At 65.7% G+C, this 19,198-nt stretch carries 19 protein-coding genes (1 of these 19 running past the window's edge); 11 read left to right on the top strand and 8 right to left on the bottom strand.

Annotation, left to right across the window (positions count from 1 at the left end):
* Positions 1-54: 54 nt before the first annotated feature.
* Both FHR22_RS18295 and queF read right to left on the bottom strand, forming a co-directional pair.
* Entirely contained in the window at positions 55-465 is a 411-nt protein-coding gene (locus FHR22_RS18295) for an acyl-CoA thioesterase (RefSeq protein WP_166945131.1), read from the bottom strand.
* Positions 466-535: 70 nt separating this feature from the next.
* The gene (gene queF / locus FHR22_RS18290; protein WP_166945130.1) at positions 536-1,006 is read right to left on the bottom strand and encodes a preQ(1) synthase; all 471 of its coding nucleotides are present in this window, start codon (positions 1,004-1,006) and stop codon (positions 536-538) included.
* Between the two features lie 124 nt (positions 1,007-1,130).
* On the opposite strand from queF, the gene FHR22_RS18285 reads away from it, so the two are divergent.
* The 4 genes from FHR22_RS18285 (at position 1,131) to FHR22_RS18270 (ending at position 5,989) form a co-directional block, all read left to right on the top strand.
* On the top strand, positions 1,131-2,456 hold the full coding sequence (locus tag FHR22_RS18285; RefSeq protein WP_166945129.1) for a hypothetical protein: 1,326 nt from the start codon (positions 1,131-1,133) through the stop codon (positions 2,454-2,456).
* 469 nt (positions 2,457-2,925) lie between these two features.
* Positions 2,926-3,768, top strand: a complete 843-nt coding sequence (gene sseA / locus FHR22_RS18280; protein WP_166945128.1) for a 3-mercaptopyruvate sulfurtransferase — start codon at positions 2,926-2,928, stop codon at positions 3,766-3,768.
* A 92-nt stretch (positions 3,769-3,860) separates the two neighbouring features.
* Positions 3,861-5,066, top strand: a complete 1,206-nt coding sequence (gene metC / locus FHR22_RS18275) for a cystathionine beta-lyase (RefSeq protein WP_166945127.1) — start codon at positions 3,861-3,863, stop codon at positions 5,064-5,066.
* Entirely contained in the window at positions 5,063-5,989 is a 927-nt protein-coding gene (locus tag FHR22_RS18270; RefSeq protein ID WP_166945126.1) for a mechanosensitive ion channel family protein, read from the top strand. The genes metC and FHR22_RS18270 overlap by 4 nt, the downstream gene beginning before the upstream one ends.
* A 104-nt stretch (positions 5,990-6,093) precedes the next feature.
* Here the strand turns inward: FHR22_RS18270 and ppa are convergent, their stop codons facing one another.
* The 3 genes from ppa to FHR22_RS18255 all read right to left on the bottom strand — a co-directional run bounded on the left by ppa (position 6,094) and on the right by FHR22_RS18255 (position 9,566).
* Positions 6,094-6,630: an inorganic diphosphatase gene (gene ppa / locus FHR22_RS18265; RefSeq protein ID WP_166945125.1), complete on the bottom strand. Its 537-nt coding sequence runs from the start codon at positions 6,628-6,630 to the stop codon at positions 6,094-6,096.
* A 274-nt stretch (positions 6,631-6,904) separates the two neighbouring features.
* Positions 6,905-8,842 carry a M61 family metallopeptidase gene (locus FHR22_RS18260; RefSeq protein ID WP_166945124.1) on the bottom strand — a complete coding sequence of 646 codons (1,938 nt, stop codon included), beginning with the start codon at positions 8,840-8,842 and terminating at the stop codon, positions 6,905-6,907.
* 85 nt (positions 8,843-8,927) lie between these two features.
* A complete protein-coding gene (locus FHR22_RS18255; protein ID WP_166945123.1) occupies positions 8,928-9,566 on the bottom strand; it encodes a DUF1345 domain-containing protein in 639 nt (212 codons plus the stop codon).
* A gap of 78 nt (positions 9,567-9,644) precedes the next feature.
* Between FHR22_RS18255 and hisS the strand changes: the two genes are divergently transcribed.
* The 6 genes from hisS (at position 9,645) to FHR22_RS18225 (ending at position 16,982) form a co-directional block, all read left to right on the top strand.
* Positions 9,645-10,892 (top strand): histidine--tRNA ligase, encoded by a 1,248-nt coding sequence (gene hisS / locus FHR22_RS18250; RefSeq protein ID WP_166945122.1) that lies wholly within the window; start codon positions 9,645-9,647, stop codon positions 10,890-10,892.
* A complete protein-coding gene (prfA, locus tag FHR22_RS18245; RefSeq protein WP_166945121.1) occupies positions 10,892-11,959 on the top strand; it encodes a peptide chain release factor 1 in 1,068 nt (355 codons plus the stop codon). Before hisS ends, prfA begins: the two co-directional genes overlap by 1 nt.
* Positions 11,952-12,776 (top strand): peptide chain release factor N(5)-glutamine methyltransferase, encoded by an 825-nt coding sequence (prmC, locus tag FHR22_RS18240; protein WP_166945120.1) that lies wholly within the window; start codon positions 11,952-11,954, stop codon positions 12,774-12,776. The genes prfA and prmC overlap by 8 nt, the downstream gene beginning before the upstream one ends.
* 269 nt (positions 12,777-13,045) lie before the next feature.
* Positions 13,046-13,921: a DUF4167 domain-containing protein gene (locus tag FHR22_RS18235; protein WP_425057478.1), complete on the top strand. Its 876-nt coding sequence runs from the start codon at positions 13,046-13,048 to the stop codon at positions 13,919-13,921.
* A 90-nt stretch (positions 13,922-14,011) separates the two neighbouring features.
* Entirely contained in the window at positions 14,012-15,388 is a 1,377-nt protein-coding gene (locus tag FHR22_RS18230; RefSeq protein ID WP_425057477.1) for a DUF4139 domain-containing protein, read from the top strand.
* Positions 15,389-15,416: 28 nt separating this feature from the next.
* On the top strand, positions 15,417-16,982 hold the full coding sequence (locus FHR22_RS18225; RefSeq protein ID WP_425057476.1) for a DUF4139 domain-containing protein: 1,566 nt from the start codon (positions 15,417-15,419) through the stop codon (positions 16,980-16,982).
* Between the two features lie 370 nt (positions 16,983-17,352).
* Here FHR22_RS18225 and FHR22_RS18220 read toward each other — a convergent pair whose 3' ends face one another.
* Positions 17,353-17,748, bottom strand: a complete 396-nt coding sequence (locus FHR22_RS18220) for an acyl-CoA thioesterase (protein ID WP_166945117.1) — start codon at positions 17,746-17,748, stop codon at positions 17,353-17,355.
* Between the two features lie 268 nt (positions 17,749-18,016).
* Positions 18,017-18,313, bottom strand: a complete 297-nt coding sequence (locus FHR22_RS18215; RefSeq protein WP_166945116.1) for a hypothetical protein — start codon at positions 18,311-18,313, stop codon at positions 18,017-18,019.
* Positions 18,314-18,440: 127 nt separating this feature from the next.
* On the opposite strand from FHR22_RS18215, the gene FHR22_RS18210 reads away from it, so the two are divergent.
* Entirely contained in the window at positions 18,441-18,866 is a 426-nt protein-coding gene (locus tag FHR22_RS18210; protein ID WP_166945321.1) for a CBS domain-containing protein, read from the top strand.
* A 37-nt stretch (positions 18,867-18,903) separates the two neighbouring features.
* Here the strand turns inward: FHR22_RS18210 and FHR22_RS18205 are convergent, their stop codons facing one another.
* Positions 18,904-19,198: the end of a lipopolysaccharide biosynthesis protein gene (locus FHR22_RS18205; RefSeq protein WP_166945115.1), read on the bottom strand. 1,217 nt of this gene lie beyond the right edge of the window; 295 of the gene's 1,512 nt are visible here — the last part of the coding sequence; the start codon falls outside the window, past its right edge; its stop codon occupies positions 18,904-18,906.

The following is a 19,198-nucleotide window of genomic DNA, read 5'->3' as shown; positions in this document are numbered from 1 at the left end:
GACCCGAAGGCCCCGTCGCAAGGCGGGGCCTTTTGTCATGGGAAGGCGAAGGTTTTAGACCTTCTCGCCGGGAAAGAAGCGTGCGACAACCTCACTTGCCAGCCGCGCGGGGCGGAGCGTTTCGGCATCGATGCAGCACCAGCTCGATTTCACTTCGGCCAGCACGTCCTCGCCGCGCTTGATGATCGTTTCGTAAAAGGCGCGCGCGCCCTGCACCTTTTCGAGGATCACCGTCGCAATGACCTGATCGTCGAGGAACGCCGGGCGGCGATAGGTAATCTCGTGTTTCAGTGCGACCCACAGGTGCGCCGCGACCGCATCGGGCGGCGCGATATGGCGCCAATGAGACAGCACCGCTTCCTGCACCCAGCTCAGATAATGGGCGTTGTTCACATGCCCCATGAAATCGATCTGGTCGGCACCGACGGCGATCGCATGGTCGTGCGGAAGGGAGGCTGCGGTCATAACGTTGACACTAGTGTCAACTATTCGTGACGGAAAGATGAAATCCGACGAATTTCGTTGTAATTAACGCTCAACCGCGCCCGCGATAGGGCGCGACGCCTTGATCGGGCAGCCACAGCGCTTCGGGCGGCGCGCCCGATTGCCAGAAGACGTCGATCGGGATGCCGCCGCGCGGATACCAGTAACCGCCGATGCGCAGCCATTTGGGTTGCATCTCGTCGTACAGGCGGCGGCCGATGCCGACGGTGCAATCCTCGTGGAAGCCCGCATGGTTGCGGAAAGACCCGAGGAAAAGCTTGAGGCTCTTCGATTCGACGATCGTTTCGCCGGGCGCATAATCGATGACGAGATGCGCGAAATCGGGCTGACCGGTCACCGGGCAGAGCGAGGTGAATTCGGGCGCCGCGAAGCGCACGAGATAAAGCTCGTTCGCGCGCGGATTGGCCACATAATCGAGGATCGCCGCTTGCGGAGAGGCGGGAAGGTCGCTGGATCGGCCCAAATGCTTCGGGGCGAGCGGGGGATGGCTGGAATCACTCATGGCTTTCGTCTAGTGCGCAGCGCGGCCAATGTCATCGCCTTGCATGACGCGATGCGACGGGCCGGGTTCAGCACCGATTCAGCGGTGCGGACGAATATGGGTCGATTGGGGTCGCGAAGACGGCATGACGATGATGCGGATCGGGCAGGAACGGAGGGCGGCCGGCGCGTCGCTGATGGCGCTGGCGTTGATACTCGGCGCCGCAAGCATGCCCGCCGCAGCGCAGCAGGCCGAAACCCCGACGCCCGCGCCCCCGTCCACATCCCAATCCGGCCGCCCGATCGATTTTCGCCTGCCGCCTGCCGACGAAGGACGCACGCCTGGGGTGCAAGGTCCATCGGACAATGGCTTGCCGCCTGTCGCACCCGGCGAACGGCGCGGTGTCCCGGCGCCGCAGCCCGCACCGCCGCGCGTCGCCCCGACGCAGCCGGCACCCGCGGCGCGTCCGGCGACCGCCACGCCCGCGCCTGCACCCGGGCGGCGCGAAACCCCGGTCGCGGCATCGCGGTCCGCTTCGAACGACCAGCCGGCCGCACCCGCGCAAACGGCGACGCCGGTTGATGCATCACCCCCGCCCGCTCCGGTTACGGCGGCGCCCGCTCCGCAGCTATCAGCGCCGGTGGATGATGTCGCGGCGCCTCCGGCACCGGCCGCCGGCCAGGACGGTACGCCGATCTGGGCGTGGCTGCTTGCCGCACTCGCGGCGCTCGGTGCGGGTATCTGGTATTGGCGCCGGCGGCCGGTCGCGGCGGGCGAAGTGCCCGCCGAATTCGTCCCGCCGGTTCGCCCCGAAACGCCGGCGGCCACACCCCGCGCCGCGACCCCGGCGCCCGCCGCGACCCCAGCGGCGACACGGACCGCTCCGCAGCCGGCCGCGCCCGCTCCGGCGGCGGACCGCACCCCGTCGCCGCTGGTCACCCGGCCGATGGACGAGCAACGCGCGCTGGTCGCCATGACACTTGAAATCCGGGATATCCGCATGACGGCGGACCAGGTCATCGTCGCGCTCGCGCTCAACCTCGCCAATCAGGGGCCGGTCGCGGCGACCGGGCTGATGGTGCGCATCGCGCTCGGTCAGGGATCGGCGATGCCCGAGGCGGTGCTCGCGCGCTTCTTCGACGGCGCGGGCGGCAGCGTGCTGCGCGACGATATCGCGATCGAGCCCGGCGCAGGCGAGCAGGTCACGGCCGAGGTCGTGCTGCCGCGCGCGACGATCGAGCCGTTGACGATCGCGGGGCGGCCGATGCTCATACCCGTCGTTGCATTCGACGTGACCTATCATTGGGACGGCCCCGGCGACGCCTTCGGCCAGAATGCGGGCAGCTTCGTGCTCGGCCGCGAGCAAGGGGCGAGCGGCGGCGAAAAGCTCGCGCCGCTCCCGCTCGATCGCGCGGCGCACCGGGTCGATCGGCCCGGAGTCCGCGCTACCGCGATTCGCCGCGCGCAATAGACCGCCGCAAAGGCGGTGCGGTTCGCCACATACCGCTCCTTTTTTGTTGCGGCGCACCATCGACTGGGGCAGGACGCCACTGCGCTTGAAAAAGGGCAAACGGGGGCATAGGCTTGCCTTCCCCGGAAAGGATGGGGGCAGAACCCGCTCTTGGCGCGTTCGAGGTTTGAAGCGATTTTGTTCAGGGCAAGGAAGCAAGGCGCAGGCATATGTCGATATTCCAAGACTTGCTGACGCAGCCATGGACACAATCGGTCAAATCCCGAAGGGACGCCGAAATGGCTTCGATCTCGTCTCCGCGCGGCCTTGCAGATGGAACCACCATCTGCGGCGGCCGCGCGAAGCCGATATCTTCGCCATTTCGGCGCCTCGAACGCGCCAAGAGCGGGTTCTGACCCCGAGGCCGTAGCAGGAGGCCGTCGAGGGAACAGGGCACAAAGTTCCCGGACGGTCGCAACAGGAGCATGACATGGACGCCTTGGTCTCAACCGACTGGCTGGAACGCGAACTGGGGGCATCGGACCTGCGGGTCGTCGATGCGACGAAATTCCTTGCCGACGAAGGCCGCGACGCCCGCGCCGAATATGAGGCTGGGCACATTCCCGGCGCGGTCTTCATGGATCTGGCCGAACTGACCGACGCGTCGAACGCGATCGAGAACATGGCGCCGCTGGCCGAAAAATTCGCCAGCCGCATGCAGTCGCTCGGTCTCGGCGACGGCAGCCGCATCGTGCTGTACGACGACAGCCCCTCGAAAAGCGCGGCGCGCGCCTGGTGGCTTCTCAAATTATTCGGTGCGCACGACGTTGCGTTGCTCGACGGCGGCCTCGCCAAGTGGAAAGCCGAAGGGCGCGGGCTCGAAATGGGCAAGCAGACGCTGCGCCACCGCCACTTTACCGTCTGGCGCGACGCCAAGGCGGTGCGCACCAAGGAACAGATGCTCGCGAATGTGGGCAGCGGCGCCGAACAGGTCGTCGATGCGCGTTCGGCGGCGCGCTTCACCGGCGAAGAACGCGACCCGCGTCCCGGCCTGGCGCCCGGCCATATCCCGGGCTCGCGCAGCCTGCCGCACGGCCAGCTGTTCAACGCCGACGGCACCTGGAAGCAGGGTGACGATCTGAAGGCCGCCTTCGACGCCGCGGGGGTCGATCTCGACAAGCCGCTCGTCACCACCTGCGGCAGCGGCATGACCGCGTCCGCGATCGCCTTCGCCGCGCACCTGCTCGGCAAGGAAGATGTGGCGGTCTATGACGGCAGCTGGGTCGAATGGGGTGCCGATCCGGCGACGCCCAAGGCGACCGGCGCGGCCTGAAAAAATCGGACACGCCGCCCTCGCGCGGGCGGGGGCGGCGGTCGTTTCGGCGACCACTGGCTTTTGGCCCGCGCTCCGCTAACAAGGCGGGGATGAGCAAGAGCAACGATGATAGCCTCCGCCCCGCGACGAAGCTGGTACAGGGCGGGCGCCGGCCCGAATGGACCGGCGATCCGCGCCTCGGCGGCAGCGTCGTCAATCCGCCGGTCTGGCGGGCGTCGACGATCCTCTACGACAATATCGCCGACCTGAAGGCGCGCGGCCATGCGACGCACGACAAGCTTTATTACGGCCGGCGCGGGACGCCGACGGTCTGGGCGCTCGCCGATGCGCTGACGCAGCTGGAGCCCGGCGCCGAAGGCACCCTGCTCTATCCGTCGGGCGTCGCCGCCAATTCGGCGGGGCTTCTTGCCTTGCTCGCGCCGGGCGATCATCTGCTGATGGTCGACAATGCCTATGAGCCGACGCGGCTGTTCTGCAACGGGCTGCTGAAGCGCTACGGCGTGACGACGACCTATTATGATCCGCTCATCGGGGCTGGTATCGCCGATCTGATCACCCCCGCAACGAAGCTCATCTTCCTCGAATCGCCCGGCAGCCTGACCTTCGAGGTGCAGGATATTCCCGCGATCACCGCCATTGCGCGCGAACGCGGCGTCCTGACGATGCTCGACAACACCTGGGCGACGCCGCTGCTGTTTCCGGCGCTCGCGCATGGCATCGACGTAACGATGATGAGCCTCACCAAATATGTCGGCGGGCACAGCGACGCGATGATGGGATCGCTCACCGCGACGCGCGCGGTGTGGCCGAAGCTCAGGAGCGCCGCGTATCAGCTCGGCCAGTCGGTATCGCCCGACGATTGCGCCTTGATGCTTCGCGGACTTCGCACCCTCGACGTTCGCCTGCAACGCCATGGCGAAAACGGGCTCATGGTCGCGAACTGGCTTGTGGCCCGGCCCGAGGTTGGGCGCGTCCTGCACCCGGCGCTTCCCGGCGATCCGGGGCATGCGATCTGGGGGCGCGACTTTACCGGCACCAGCGGGCTGTTCGGCTTCACGCTGAAAGGCGTCGACGAGGCGGCGCGGACGCGCTGCATCGATTCGCTCGCGCATTTCGGCATCGGGTTCAGCTGGGGCGGCTTCGAAAGCCTCGTCGTGCCCAGCGACCCCGCGACGATCCGGACGGCGACCGGCTGGACCGACCTCGACCCGCTGGTTCGGCTGTCGATCGGGCTCGAGGATCCCGCCGACCTGATCGCCGATCTCGAACGCGGCTTGAGGGCGATGCGCGCATGAGCGCGACGGACCGGCTGCGCGAAGGCGCGCTGCGCACGGTCGAGGCGATGCAGGCGATCGGCATTGATGTCGGTTCCTACCGCCTGTCGCTCTATGGACTATTTTCGACGATCGTCGTCGCGGTGCTGCTCTATGGTGCGGTGCGCGTCATCCTGCGCTCGATCAAATGGCTGCTCCGCCGCAACACCCAGATCGACGCGACGCAGCGGCTGCTTGCCGAGAAATTGATCGCGATCGCGCTGTTCGTCTTTGCGATGCTGTTCGGCATCGACCTGCTCGGCATCGACCTGACCGCGCTTGCGGTCTTTTCGGGCGCCGCGGGGCTCGCGATCGGTTTCGGGTTGCAGAAGACGGTCGGCAATCTGATCGCGGGAATCATCCTGTTGATGGACCGCTCGATCAAGCCCGGCGATATCGTCGTCGTCGGCGACGGCAGTTCGATGGGGGGATCGGCGCTGCCGGGCGGGGTGCCCAATGTCGGGCGCGTCGCGAAGATCGGGGTGCGCGCCGTCAACGTCATCACCCGCGACGGCAAGAAGCATCTGATCCCGAATGAGTTGCTGATGACGCAGGCGGTCGAGAATTGGAGCTATGCGAGCCCCGAGGTACGCGTGCGGATGCGGGTGCCCGTCGGTTACGACTGCGACCTCCGACTTGCGCAGCGGCTGATGGTCGAAACGGCGAAGGACAATCCGCGCATCCTGAACGAGCCCGAGCCAGTGGTATGGATCACCGCCTTCGGCGAACGCGCGGTCGAACATGAACTGCGCTACTGGATTTCGGATCCCGAGGCGGGGCTCGGCAACATCCAGGGCGAAGTGTTCCTGGGCATCTGGGACCGTTTCAAGGAGGCGGGGATTCGCATTCCCTATCCGCGGACCGACGTGCGGATGGTCGGGGCGGAAAAAGCGGCGGCTGAATAGAAGAACTGCGTGCTCCCGCGAAGGCGGGAGCCCATCATCTGTCGGCGCGGTATGCAACCGGCGGGAGATGGGTCCCCGCCTTCGCGGGGACACGCGAAAACCTATTAAAATCCCGCCGTCTTCGCGCGCTCGATGCATTCGACGATGATGCGCTTGGCTTCGTCGACATCGCCCCAGCCGTTGAGTTTCGCCCATTTGCCGGGTTCGAGGTCCTTATAGTGGCTGAAGAAATGCTCGATCTGCTGCAGCACGATTTCGGGCATGTCCTTGTAGGTCGCGACCTTGTCATAATAAGGGAAGGTCTTGTTGACCGGGACGCACAGCAGCTTTTCGTCGCCGCCGGCATCGTCTTCCATCATCAAGACGCCGATCGGGCGGCATTTGACCACCGCGCCCGCGACGATCGGCGAGCGGGCGACGACGAGGGCGTCGAGCGGATCGCCGTCCTCGCCCAGCGTGTGCGGGACGAAGCCGTAATTGGCGGGATAGCGCATCGGCGTGTGCAGGAAGCGGTCGACGAACAGCGCCCCCGATGCCTTGTCGAACTCATATTTCACCGGTTCGCCGCCGATCGGCACCTCGATTAGGACATTGAGGCTATGGGGCGGGTTATCGCCGGCGGGGATGAGGTCGATGCGCATGGGAGAGCAGTCCTTTGTTTTTGATTCGCGGGCGCCTTAGCCGCTTGAGGTCCGAAAAGTCGAGGCGGTTCGGTTAGGGGGTGGCATTGTCGACAAAAAAACCGCGTGCTCCCGCGGAGGCGGGAGCCCATCTCCTGCCGGTGCTATTTTGAACCGACAGGAGATGGGTCAGCATCGGGTTGACCATGCCCCGCATGGTCAAGGATCGTCCGGGGGACGGTCCGACCCGATGCTCCTTCGCGGGGACACACTAGAAAGGTAAAATCAAACTCGCTTAGAGCGCCCGGCGCGGCGTCAGCAGCCGGTCGAACCAGTCGGGGCCGCCGCCGGCTTTCTCGAGATGCGGCCAGCGCAGCCCGGCGTGATAGTCGATGTCGACATTGCGATAGCGGCCGCCGCGTTCGACGAGCAGGCGCACGGGAGTCTTGCCGTCGGTCGCGGTGCGCACCGCGGTTTCCAGGCGCTCGCGGCTATAGCTCATCCCCTCGACGGCCAATATCTTCGTCCCATTGACGATATCGGCGCGAAAGGCGGGGCCGTCCCACAATATGCTGCCCGCGACGCCATCCTTGTCGACGACCATCCCCAGGCTGTGCGTCAGGTCGGCGTTCTTCGCCTGCGCCATGCGGTCGCGGTCATAGACATTGGGGGTATCACGCCAGACGAGGCGGTATCCCGCGCGCTCGAACCCGGCGACCGGCGCCGGCTGGTTCGGGGCCTGCAGCCGGTCGCGCAGGAACTTCGCCCAGTCATGGGGGTGGACGGCGTTCAAGGCCGCGACGACATCGTCGAAATCATAGCTGTCCTGCCCCCAGTCGCCCTCGCGCCCGCCGAAAAAGGCGCGCGCGAAATCGTCGAGGCTTTTCGCATTGTTTGTGGCCTGGCGAATCAGCATGTCGGCTTCGAGCCAGGTCAGCGATCCCTCGTTGTAATAATCCTCGCCGCGCGACCAGCTGGGCCAGGGCTTGGGCTTGCGCGCCGCGATGACCGGGTCGAGGGTCGTATCCTCGACCGAGCGCCACTGCCGTCCCGCCTGCGCGCTGTAGAAACCGGCGTTGGTTGCCCATTCGGCGAGCACCATCTCCTTCGACTGCATCCCCGACCGTCCGGCAAGGACGAGGTCCCAGAAGCTGGTCTGCCCTTCATAGACCCACAGCAGATTGTCCTGCATCGGAGTGCGGAAATCGGGCGTCCACATCCTGTCGGGACGGCGATATTTGCCGTTCCAGCTGTGCGTCAGCTCGTGCGGCAACAGCCCGCGTTCGCTGTCATTGTCGTTCCATTTGGTGAAATAGTCCGGGTTGCGGCTGTTCTCGCTGCTGCGATGATGTTCGAGCCCGATCCCGCCGAGTTCCTCGGTGAGCGCGAGGAGAAACTCGTAGCGGTCGAAATGGCGCACCCCGAACAGCGCGACCGCTTCGCTCACCAGCGCCGCATGGCGCGCGATATGATCGGGGCTCGCCTCCAGATATTTCGCCTCGTCGGCGACGACGTTCAGCGTCACCTTGTTGCCGAGATCCCATTTGCGATAATATTTGCCCGCGAACATCGGGCTGTCGACCAGCACCTCGTAATTGGTCGGCGCATAGCTGTAGCGGTTGCCCGAAACCTTGAGCCCGTCGAGCGCCGAAGCTCCCGTCCAGCCGTCGGGCAGGGTCACGTCGAGTTGTACCGGAATCTGGCGGGTGAAATAACCCGCGGGATAGAGGCTGACCTGTTCCCATTGCAGGTTCATCATCGCCGGGGTGACGACGACGCGGCCTTCGCTGGTCCGCGTCGGCGACAGGAAATCGAACGCGACGTCGATGCTCTTGACGCCTGCGGGCACCTCGACGTCGAAGGCGTAGACGTCGGTCGGCTGGCGCGTCCAGACGAGCGGTTTGCCGCTTGCACTCGCCTTGAACCCCGCCAGTTCGGCAATCGCGCCGCGCGGCGCATGCTTGCCGGGCAGCCATTCGGGATAAAGCAGGGTCAGCTTGCCGGCGCGGGCAACAGGGATGGTCTGCCGCACATGGAAGATGCCGCGCGCGACGTCGGTCGCGTCGACCTTCAGCGCCATCGTGCCGGGATAGGGCTTGTCGGCCGGCAGCGGGATCGTCAGCGGCTGGACGACCGGTTGCGGGCGGCTGTTGCCTTCCTGTGCATGGGCGGAAGGGATGAGGGCGAAGGCCGGGGCGATCAGGGCGGCTGCGACGAACGGTGCTTTTTTCATGGCCATTCTCTGCGCCCAAATGGCGATCAGGTCCAGCGCACGCTCTGCAAGCGCGCCTTGCCGTTCGACGAAAGCCCCGGGCGCTTCAGCCCCCGGCGATCATGTTGATCGAGAAAGCCAATATGCCGATGTTGAAGATGAAGGCCTCCAGGCAGTGCCAGGTCGACACGCGGCGGATCGCGCGGCTGGTGATGTCGATATCGGCGGTCTGGAAGGTCATGCCGAGGATCAATGCGAAATGGAGAAAATCGAAATAGTCGGGCGTGCTGCTGCTTGGGATCGACAGCCCGCCGGCATGGCCGCCATGCGCTTTGCCGGGGGTGTAGAAGAGATGCGCATAATGGATCGCATAGACGGTGTTGGCGAAAAACCAGGCGAGCGCCAGCGTCACGATGACGAGCGGCTTCGAATATTGGCCGGTGCCCGCCACAAGCTGCGCGAGCGCGCCGAGCACCACCGCGCTTACCGCGACCGAGATGATGAGCAGCGCGACGCGGTTCGCGTCATTCTCGACCGCATGCCGTTTCAGGACCTGCGGATCGTGGGTCCGGAACAGCGGGATCGTCGACACGAGGAAGAGCGCGGTGACGATGTCGAAACCGATCAGGAAATCCTGTAGCGCCGATCCGTCCTGCACGATCGCCCAGGAAGCGACGAGGACCAGTCCCGCCGCATAGGCGACGAAGCGGGGAGGGGCGATGCGGTTGCCGATGGTACGCGCCATGGGCCGAACCTGCCCCGCACACGAAACCTGCGCAAGCCCGCTTTGCCTTTCGGTGAAAACCCATTAGACGCGCGGCGCATGAGCAAGGATAAATCCGCCAAAATCGCGACCCCGCAGGCCGTGCGCGGCACGCAGGACATGCTCGGCGATTTCGCCGACCGGTTCCAGCATGTCGTAGATAGGTTCGAGCATGTGCGCCGCCTCTATGGCTACAAGCGCATCGAGGTGCCGGTGATCGAGCCGACCGCGGTGTTCGCGCGTTCCCTCGGAGAAACGACCGATGTCGTGTCGAAGGAAATGTATTCGTTCGAGGATCGCGGCGGCGAGGGGGTCACCTTGCGGCCCGAATTCACCGCCGGAATCGCGCGCGCCTATATCACCAATGGCTGGCAGCAGTTCGCGCCGCTGAAGGTTGCAACGCACGGGCCCTTGTTCCGTTACGAGCGGCCGCAAAAGGGCCGTTACCGCCAGTTCCACCAACTCGACGCCGAAACGATCGGCAGCGACAGCCCGCTTGCCGATGCCGAACTGCTCGTGTTCGCCGACCAGTTGCTCAAGGAACTGGGCGTCGGCGAGGGCGTGACGCTGACACTCAACACGCTCGGCGATGCCGAAAGCCGTGATGCGTGGCGCACGGCGCTGGTCGAACATTTCATGGGCCATCGCGGAGACTTGTCGGAGGACAGCCTCGCGCGGCTCGACAAGAATCCGCTGCGCATCCTCGACAGCAAGGATCCGAAAGACCGTCCGATCGCCGACAGCGCCCCCGATATCGATGCGTACCTCACCAACGAAGCGCAGGATTTCTTCGCTGCGGTGACGGCGGGCCTCGACGCCGCGGGGGTTGCCTGGGAACGCAACGCGCGGCTGGTGCGCGGGCTCGACTATTATCGCCACACCGCGTTCGAATTCGTCACCGACCGCTTGGGTGCGCAGGGCACCGTGATCGGCGGCGGCCGCTACGACGGGCTGATCGAAACGCTTGGCGGTCCCGCGACTCCGGCGGTCGGCTGGGCGGCGGGGATTGAGCGGCTGGCGATGTTGCTGGACGCGGATGTGATCGACAACCGCCTCGACGCCGTGATTGCTGTCGAGGATGACGGCCAATTGGCGCTCGCAATGAAGGCTTTGACCGCCCTGCGCGGCAGTGGCTTTTCGACCGAGATCGTCGCAAGCGGTTCGCCGCGCAAGCGGTTCGACAAGGCCGCGAAGATACCGGCGCACGCGCTGATTTCGATCGGTACGCGTGATGGCGAGTCGTACATCAATATCCGCGGCGATAGCGAGCGAACGATAGCGGCCAAGGCAATCGTCCAGGCACTCTGATGGCCAACGTTTCCGAACGACAGATCGACGCCATCATCGAACGCCACGCCGCGCTGCAAGCGCGCATGGCGACGGGCGACATGGCGCCCGCCGACTTCGTCGCGGCGTCGAAGGAATTCGCCGAGCTCGAACCCGTCGCGACGGCGGCGCGCGAAGTGACGCGGCTGCGCGGTGAACTGGTGTCGCTGAACGCCATGCTGGCCGATCCCGAGATGAAGGCGATGGCGGCGGAGGAAATCGCCGCGATCGAGGACGCGCTGCCCGCCGCCGAGCATGACCTGGCGATCAGGCTGCTGCCGAAGGACGTCGCCGACGAACGCGCCGCGATGCTCGAAATCCGTGCCGGCACCGGCGGCGACGAGGCGGCGCTGTTCGCGGGCGACCTGCTGCGGATGTACGGCCGCTATGCCGATGGTCAGGGGTGGAAGGTCGAGATTATCTCGGCGAACGAGGCCGAGGTCGGCGGCTACAAGGAAGTCGTCGCGTCGGTCAGCGGGCAGGGGGTGTTCGCGAAGCTGAAGTTCGAAAGCGGCGTTCACCGCGTCCAGCGCGTCCCCGTCACCGAAAGCGGCGGGCGTATCCACACCAGCGCCGCGACCGTCGCGGTGCTGCCCGAGGCCGAGGAAGTCGACGTCGCGATCGCCGACAGCGACCTCAAGATCGATATCTACCGCGCTTCGGGCGCGGGCGGGCAGCACGTCAACACCACCGATTCGGCGATCCGCATCACGCATATTCCGACCGGCCTGGTCGTCATCCAGCAGGACCAGCGCAGCCAGCACAAGAATCGCGCCAAGGCGATGCAGGTGCTGCGCGCGCGGCTCTATGACCTTGAGCGCGAAAAGATTCACAGCGCCGAGGCGTCGGCGCGCAAGTCGATGGTCGGGTCGGGCGACCGCTCCGAACGCATTCGCACCTATAATTTTCCGCAGGGGCGGGTGACCGATCACCGCATCAACCTGACGCTCCACCGCCTGCCCGAAATATTGGAAGGCGCGATGGACGAACTGGTCGACGCGCTGATCGCCGAAGATCAGGCGCAGCGGCTGGCGGGGCTGGGTGAGTGAGGTAAGCGCCGCGCTGCGCGATGCGGCGGCGCGGCTAGCGGCGGTGTCGGATACCCCGCGCCTCGACGCCGAACTGTTGATGGCGCATGCACTGGGGATCGAACGGCAGGCGCTGCTCCTCGATCCGGCGCGCTTCGCCGTACCCGGCGATTTCACTGCGCTGATCGATCGCCGGATGGTGCACGAGCCGGTCGCCTATATCGTCGGCTATCGCGACTTCTGGACGATCCGCCTTGCTGTCGGACCGGGAATGCTAATCCCGCGCCCGGACAGCGAGACGTTGATCGAAGCGGCTATCGACTATTTTGGCGGCGGCGGCCCCGGTCGCATACTTGATCTGGGAACGGGGCCGGGAACCTTACTTCTTGCCGCTCTGGCACAATGGCCTGACGCGCACGGGCTGGGGATCGATGAATCGGAAAAGGCGGTCGCCTATGCCGAGGATAATGCGATCGACCTCAATATGGACGAGCGCGCGCGGTTTCGGGTCGGTGACTGGGCGTTGGCGCTTCAAGGCCAATTCGATCTGATCCTGTGCAATCCACCTTATATCGCCGATAGCGAGCAACTGATGCCCGATGTCGCGGAACATGAACCCGCCGGAGCGCTTTTCGCCGGACCCGACGGGCTCGACGATTATCGCCGGATCATCCCCGATTTACCGCGCCTGCTGGCGCCCGGCGGCATGGCGATCCTTGAAATCGGAGCCTCGCAGCTTATTTCAGTTTCTGCTCTTGCCGAAGCGGCGGGCTTTACCGTCCGGTGCCGCCGCGACCTCGGCGGCCGCGACAGGGCGCTTTTGCTGACCCGCACCTGAGCGCCGCCGCAATTATTCGCTTGGTTTACGCCGAAAAGCGCGGTAGGGGCAGCGCAGGACTGATCGGACACCCTTTGGCGATGCTTTGCATCGATACTGGCCCGGCAGGACTGCTTCCCACTTACGATGCTGGTACAGGACGTGGGTCCCGTACAAGCGGTAAAGGGCAAAGCCGCGCAGGAGCGCGGGCGCGACGCGCAAATGGCGCGGTCGGCCAAAAGGGGTTGGCATAGCTTATTTGGCTTTTCGACAGGATGTCTCAGTTGAACATGAACAACCGGCAGAGCGGTCGCCGTCGCGGCCGCAACAACAACAGCAACAACAATAATAATCGGCCGCAATCGGGCGGACGCGGTGGGGTCGACCAGGCCAACCGCATCGACAGCCGCGCGCGCGGTAACGGCGCTCAGATGATCGAGAAATACCGCAATCTCGCGCGCGACGCGCAGCTTGCCGGCGATCGGGTCCAGACCGAATATTATCTGCAGTTTGCCGACCATTATTTCCGCGTCGTGAGCGACTTCCGCGCCCGGCAGGAAGAAAAGAACGCCCAGAACGGGCAGGACCGTGGCCACGACCGCCAGCGCGAGATCCGCGGCGTCGAGGATTTCGACGGCCATGACGATACCGACGTCGATATCGACACCGATACCGGCCGCGACGACGGCGATAATGGCGACGATCGCGGCGAGCGGAATGATCGGGGCGACCGCAGCGATCGGGGCGACCGCGCCCCGCGTGAAGCCCGGGGCAATCGTGAGTCGCGCGGGGATCGTGACGATGATAGTCGCGGCAACCGCCAGCCGGCGCGGGCTCGCCCGGCGCGGGGCCGCGATGCGGATGACGGTCAGGGCGATCGCGATGAGCGCGCCGACGGCGGCAATGTCCGCGAAGAAGCCGCAGCCGAAGAACAGCCCGCGCCACGCCCGGCGCGCCGTCCGGCCCGCCGTCCGCGCAAGGATGAAGCGGCCGATGGCGCCGACAATGGCAATGCCGGCATCGATACCGCGGTGCTGCCGCCGGCGATCGGCCGCCCCGAACGCAGCGCCGAAGCCGATGCGGGCGAAGAAGCCCCCGCCGCCAAGCCGCGCCGCACGCGCCGCACGCTGGCGACCCGCGGCACCGGCGTCGAAGCGGCCGAATAAAACCGCGTTTTCGCGCTGGTCTTTGGACCGGACATGACATAGCCTCCCCGCACGACCACTGCGGGGAGGATGAATATGCGCGCATATGCAATGGCTTGCTTGCCGGTGGTGATCGCCGGGGCGGGCTTGGCCTTTCCCGCCGCCGCGCAGGACGCCGCAGCGGCCAATGCGCAGGGCGACGTCGCTGTTACCATCTATAACAACGGCCAGTCGCTGGTGCAGGACGACCGCCAGCTCAGCGTCGCGGCCGGACGCAACCGGATCGAATTTCCCGATGTGTCGGCGCGCATCCGCCCCGAGACGGTGACGCTGTCGGGTCCCGGCATCGGCATCGTCGAACAGAATTTCGATTTCGACCTGCTCACTCCCGACAAGTTGATGGACAAGGCGGTCGGTCAGTCGATCACCCTCGTCCGCACCAACCCGGCGACGGGCGCCGAACGGACCGAGCGCGCCAAGGTGCTCGCGGCGAATGGCGGGATCGTGCTCCAGATCGGCGAGCGGATCGAGGTGCTGCGCGACGACGGCCTGCCGGTGCGCGCGGTGTTCGATCGCCTGCCGCCCAATCTGCGCGCGCGCCCGACGCTGTCGGTCACCGTCGACGCGGCCAGCGCGGGCACGGTTCCGGCACGGCTCGCCTATCTTACCCCGAACCTTGGCTGGACCGCCGACTATGTCGCGCTGTTCGACGCCGCCAAGGGGGCGATGGACATCCAGGGCTGGGTGACGCTGACCAACAGCACCGGGACGACGTTCAGCAATGCGCGGACCTTGCTCGTCGCGGGCAACCCGGGCGGCGGAGGCGGCTTCGGCCAGATGAACGGCGCGATGGATTCGGCCGGGACCGAAAGCAATAATCGCGAGCGGCTCGGCGACTATTATCTCTATCCGCTCGCCGAACGCACGACGATCGCCAATGCGCAGCAAAAACAGGTCAGCTTCCTCGACGTGAAGAGCGCGCCCGCGCGCTCGACCTATGAATATGTCAACGGCTGGCTGGGCAGCAGCACCGAACCGGTGAGCACGGCCAGCGTGCTCCGCTTCTCGACCTCGCGGCAGGGCGGGCTGGGCGACCAGCTGCCCGCCGGCACGATTCGCGTCTATATGCGCGACGCGCGCGGCGACCCGCAGTTCATCGGCGAGAATCAGATCGGTCACACCCCGATGGGTTCGGCGATGTCGCTGCGCACCGGCGATGCCTTTGACGTGAAGGTGCAGACCACCGTCGTGTCGCGCACGCGCAAGAGCGATTCGCGCTGGATCACCAAGATGAAATATAGCGTCACCAACGCCCGCCCCGAACAGGTGACGGTGCTGGTCGCGCAGGACGGGCTGTATGGCGATGTCCGGATCAGCGACGAAAGCTTGAAGGGCGAACGCGTCTCCGCCGACCGCGTCGAATGGCAGGTGCCGGTGCCCGCCAATGGCAAGGCCGACGTCACCGTCACCTTCGACACCCGTTACTGAGCGCACGCAGGTGCGGGCCCGGCCCCTCCTGTTGACCTGGGCTGCGGCGCTGCTGGCGCCGTTGCCCGCGCTGGCGCAGGGCGATCCGGCGGTCGTTGTCTCGACGCGAATCGATGACGCCGCGGTCACCGTCTACCGCGCCCCCAATCGCGGCGCCGGGCCGATCAATCCGGCCTGGCCGCAGGGGTTCGCCTTCGTCACCGAAACGCGCAAGGTGACGCTGCCGGCCGGGGTGTCGATATTGCGCTTCGAAGGCGTCGCCGAAGGACTGCTTCCCGAGACCGCGGTCGTCAGCGGGCTTCCCGACGGGGTAATCGAAAAGAATCGCGACGCGCGGCTGCTCTCGCCTGCGGGGCTGGTCGATGCCTATCTGAAGCGCAGCGTCACTTTGCGCCGCACCAGCCGTGCGACCGGCAAGGTCGTCGAACAGGAAGCGGTGATTCAGGCGGGGCCGAACGGCGGCGTTGTTTTGCAGACCGCGGCGGGGTTCGAGGCGCTGGCCTGTTCGGGCCTTCCCGAGCGGATGCTCTATGCGCGCGTACCCAAGGATCTTTCGGCCAAGCCGACGCTGTCGATGCTCGTCGAAAGCAAGACGGCGCGAACGGTGACGGTGCAATTGCTCTATCTGGCCGAAGGATTCGACTGGGCGGCGAATTATGTCGCCGACCGCGGCGTCGACGGAAAGACGCTGGGCCTCACCGGCTGGATCACGGTGGCCAATGGCGGCGTGACGAGCTTTCCGGGCGCGCAGCTCAATGTCATCGCGGGGCGGCTGAGCAAGGTCTACAGCCCGCCGCTGCCGCGCAGCACCCCGGGGCCGCTGATCCTGAAATGCTGGCCGATGGACATCACCAGCACGCATCCGCTCTGGGAACTGCCGCCGATCATCGAGGTCGAGGCGAATTTCGGCGCCGATATGGCCGAAGAGGTCGTGGTGACCGCTCGGCGGCGCGAAGACAAGATGATGTACGCGATGGCACCGCCGCCGCCGCCGCCGCCGCCCGCGCCGATCTCGGCAGTCCCCGAAGATCTCGGCGACCTCAAATTCTATCGTATCCCGTTCCGCGTCGACGTGTCGGCAAAGGGACAGAAGCAGGTCGCGCTGCTGACCAAGGATCGCGTCGCGGTTGAACAATTATATGCCGGCACGCTGTACGCCAACGGCTCGCCGCGACCGCTGACGATGCGGCTCCGCGTCCAGAATCGCGAATCGGACGGGCTTGGCCTCGCGCTTCCCGCCGGTACGGCCGCGGTGTTCGAAAACATCGGCGGCCGGCGCCTCCTCGTCGGCGAAGCGCCGATCGGCGACAAGGCCAAGGACGAGCGCGTCGATTATGACATCGGGCAAAGCCCGGCGGTGCAATTTCGCGCGGTGGTCAAGGATCGCGACGCCAAGGGCAATTTCCAGACGTGGGACGTCGTGCTGACCAACGCGCGGCCGTTCGACGCCGAGGTCGAGATGCTGATTCCCTTCGCGATCGATCCGCCGCCCGGGGGATGGGAACGGCGCGGCAGCAACTGGGTGTGGCGCGTCCGCGTGCCTGCGAACGACAAGGTCATCCAAAGCTTCCGGCAGAAATTGAAGGACGGCTGATTCGGCTTGGAGTGTGTTTCAGCTATACTGACATGGAACCAGCACCGGCCCGCTCCCTTGCCTGGCCTCCCTTAGGTCGCGCGGACAAATTCGCAGCTTGTCGACGGCGGCTTTGGGGTGGAGAGGGGCCATAGGCACCACCCATTTTCGTCACCCCGGGCTTGACCCGGGATCCCGCTTTTTTGAAGGTGGCGCAGGTTTCGACGTCCAGCGGGACCCCGGGTCAAGTCCGGGGTGACGAAAAAGGAAACGGCAACTTCCGGCCGATAACAGACATTCGAATTTGTCCAAGCGGCCCAGGCTACTATCGTCAGGGAGGCCGGGAGGGGGAGCGAGCCAGTGCCGATTCCACCGTCAGTGGATAAAGACTCTAAACGACCGGCGGCAGCGGGCGCGGCCGGTGATTCGCATCGAGCGCGACGAAGGTGAAGACGCCTTCGGTCACTTTCTCCTCGGTGCTGCCGCCATCGCGGGTCGCGATCACCTCGAGGCGAATCGCCAGCGACGTGCGTCCGCGGCGTTCGATATGTGCATAGATGGAGATGATGTCGCGGAGCAGGATCGGGGCGATGAATTCCATCGAATCGATGGCGACGGTGGCAACCGCGCCCTGCGCCTCGCGCCCGGCGACGATGCCGCCCGCGATGTCCATCTGGCTCAATACCCAGCCGCCGAAGATATGGCCGTTCGCGTTGATATCGGCGGGACGCGGGACGACGCGCAGGATCGGGTCGCGCGGGCAGTCGGGCTTATCGTTATCGGTCATGGCAAGGGTCCAGATTCACTATTTACGGGTCCGAGGCGTCGAAATGGCGAAGATATCGGGATCGGGTGGCCGCCGCGGGTAGCATCGCTACCCGCAAGGTCGCGCGAGCCTGAGATCGAAGCCATTTCGACGTCCCTTCGGGATTTGACCGATTTTGTCCATGGCTGCGTCAGCGAGCCTTGGAATATATTCATATGCCTGCGCCTCGCTTCCTTGCCCTGAACAAAATCGCTTCAAACCTCGGACCCGTAAATAGTGGATTTGGACCCTAGATATCCGGATCGTCTTCGAAAGGATCCTCGATCGCCTCGTCATGGCCGCTGCCGCTCGACAGGAAGACAAGGCCCATCAGCGCGGCGCCGAGCAGGACCGACAGTCCGACCCCGGCGGTGGTGGCGATGATCATGTGGATCGTCAGCGCATCCCCCATCGTGTAGCGCAGCCAGCCGAGCGCGAGGAGCACCGCGCCGAACGAGACCAGCGCCATGCCCTTCATCAGCCGGCGATAGCGGGCCCAGGCGACTGTCGACGTGTCGCGGTTGTCGAGCGGGGATCGTTTGACCATGCGCGCCGTCATGGACCAGCGGCGCGGCAAGACCAAGCGCGAATGGAATGCGGCGACCGGTTTCGGCTTTGCCGCGAATCATGTTAAGCTCGCGCTCCAGAAGAAGCGACATGGGGAGCGGCATGGTATGACGATCGGAGCGATCCTCCACGGGCGCACGGGCCCGGTGATTTCGGCACGGAAAGAAGACACGGTCCGCGCGGTGATCGACCTGCTGGCGCAGCACCGTATCGGTGCCGTGCCGGTGATGGAGGGCGATGCGATCGTCGGCATCTTTTCCGAGCGCGACATCGTCCGCCTGATGTCCTCCTATGGTCCCGAGGCGCTCGACCGTCATCTCGACGAGGTGATGACCAAATCGCCCGTGACCTGCGATTCGCAAATGGCGGTGATCGGCGCGCTGTCGCAGATGACGCAGAAGCGCATCCGTCATCTGCCCGTCGTCGATGGCGGCCGACTCGTCGGATTCGTGTCGATCGGCGACCTTGTCAAATATCGCATCGACCGGATCGAGGCCGAAGCCGCCGCGATGCGCGACTATATCGCGTCGTAGTTCTGGCTGACGCCAAAGGCGGCACCGGCAGGTGCCGCTACACGGGTTCCGAAATCTTCCGCCGCAGCACGAGTCGCAAGACCTCGGCGATGGCTTCGCGCTCGAGCAGCCAGAGCAGTCCGCCATAGAGCGCGACGCCCAGCCCGACGAGCAGCGCCAGCCGGATCGGCGCCGCGAAGTCGTGCGGCACCAGCCATTGCGCGGCGAGCCCGACCCCAATCGCCATGAGCAGCGCCGGCGCGAGACCCGGCAGCATCGCGCGGCCGATATCCCATAAGGTAACGCCGATCAGCGGCGCCGACAGCCGCGCGGAAACGATCAGAAGCAGCGGC

Source organism: Sphingopyxis panaciterrae (assembly GCF_011762125.1).
GTDB lineage: Bacteria > Pseudomonadota > Alphaproteobacteria > Sphingomonadales > Sphingomonadaceae > Sphingopyxis > Sphingopyxis panaciterrae.
This window is presented reverse-complemented; position numbering and strand designations above follow the sequence as displayed.

What these genes read in the sequence shown, in the direction of transcription:
- FHR22_RS18295 (WP_166945131.1), bottom strand. Translation starts at nt 465, where the DNA reads ATGACCGCAGCCTCCCTTCCGCACGACCATGCGATCGCCGTCGGTGCC.
- queF (WP_166945130.1), bottom strand. Translation starts at nt 1,006, where the DNA reads ATGAGTGATTCCAGCCATCCCCCGCTCGCCCCGAAGCATTTGGGCCGA.
- FHR22_RS18285 (WP_166945129.1), top strand. Translation starts at nt 1,131, where the DNA reads ATGACGATGATGCGGATCGGGCAGGAACGGAGGGCGGCCGGCGCGTCG.
- sseA (WP_166945128.1), top strand. Translation starts at nt 2,926, where the DNA reads ATGGACGCCTTGGTCTCAACCGACTGGCTGGAACGCGAACTGGGGGCA.
- metC (WP_166945127.1), top strand. Translation starts at nt 3,861, where the DNA reads ATGAGCAAGAGCAACGATGATAGCCTCCGCCCCGCGACGAAGCTGGTA.
- FHR22_RS18270 (WP_166945126.1), top strand. Translation starts at nt 5,063, where the DNA reads ATGAGCGCGACGGACCGGCTGCGCGAAGGCGCGCTGCGCACGGTCGAG.
- ppa (WP_166945125.1), bottom strand. Translation starts at nt 6,630, where the DNA reads ATGCGCATCGACCTCATCCCCGCCGGCGATAACCCGCCCCATAGCCTC.
- FHR22_RS18260 (WP_166945124.1), bottom strand. Translation starts at nt 8,842, where the DNA reads ATGAAAAAAGCACCGTTCGTCGCAGCCGCCCTGATCGCCCCGGCCTTC.
- FHR22_RS18255 (WP_166945123.1), bottom strand. Translation starts at nt 9,566, where the DNA reads ATGGCGCGTACCATCGGCAACCGCATCGCCCCTCCCCGCTTCGTCGCC.
- hisS (WP_166945122.1), top strand. Translation starts at nt 9,645, where the DNA reads ATGAGCAAGGATAAATCCGCCAAAATCGCGACCCCGCAGGCCGTGCGC.
- prfA (WP_166945121.1), top strand. Translation starts at nt 10,892, where the DNA reads ATGGCCAACGTTTCCGAACGACAGATCGACGCCATCATCGAACGCCAC.
- FHR22_RS18235 (WP_425057478.1), top strand. Translation starts at nt 13,046, where the DNA reads ATGAACAACCGGCAGAGCGGTCGCCGTCGCGGCCGCAACAACAACAGC.
- FHR22_RS18230 (WP_425057477.1), top strand. Translation starts at nt 14,012, where the DNA reads ATGGCTTGCTTGCCGGTGGTGATCGCCGGGGCGGGCTTGGCCTTTCCC.
- FHR22_RS18220 (WP_166945117.1), bottom strand. Translation starts at nt 17,748, where the DNA reads ATGACCGATAACGATAAGCCCGACTGCCCGCGCGACCCGATCCTGCGC.
- FHR22_RS18215 (WP_166945116.1), bottom strand. Translation starts at nt 18,313, where the DNA reads ATGGTCAAACGATCCCCGCTCGACAACCGCGACACGTCGACAGTCGCC.
- FHR22_RS18210 (WP_166945321.1), top strand. Translation starts at nt 18,441, where the DNA reads ATGACGATCGGAGCGATCCTCCACGGGCGCACGGGCCCGGTGATTTCG.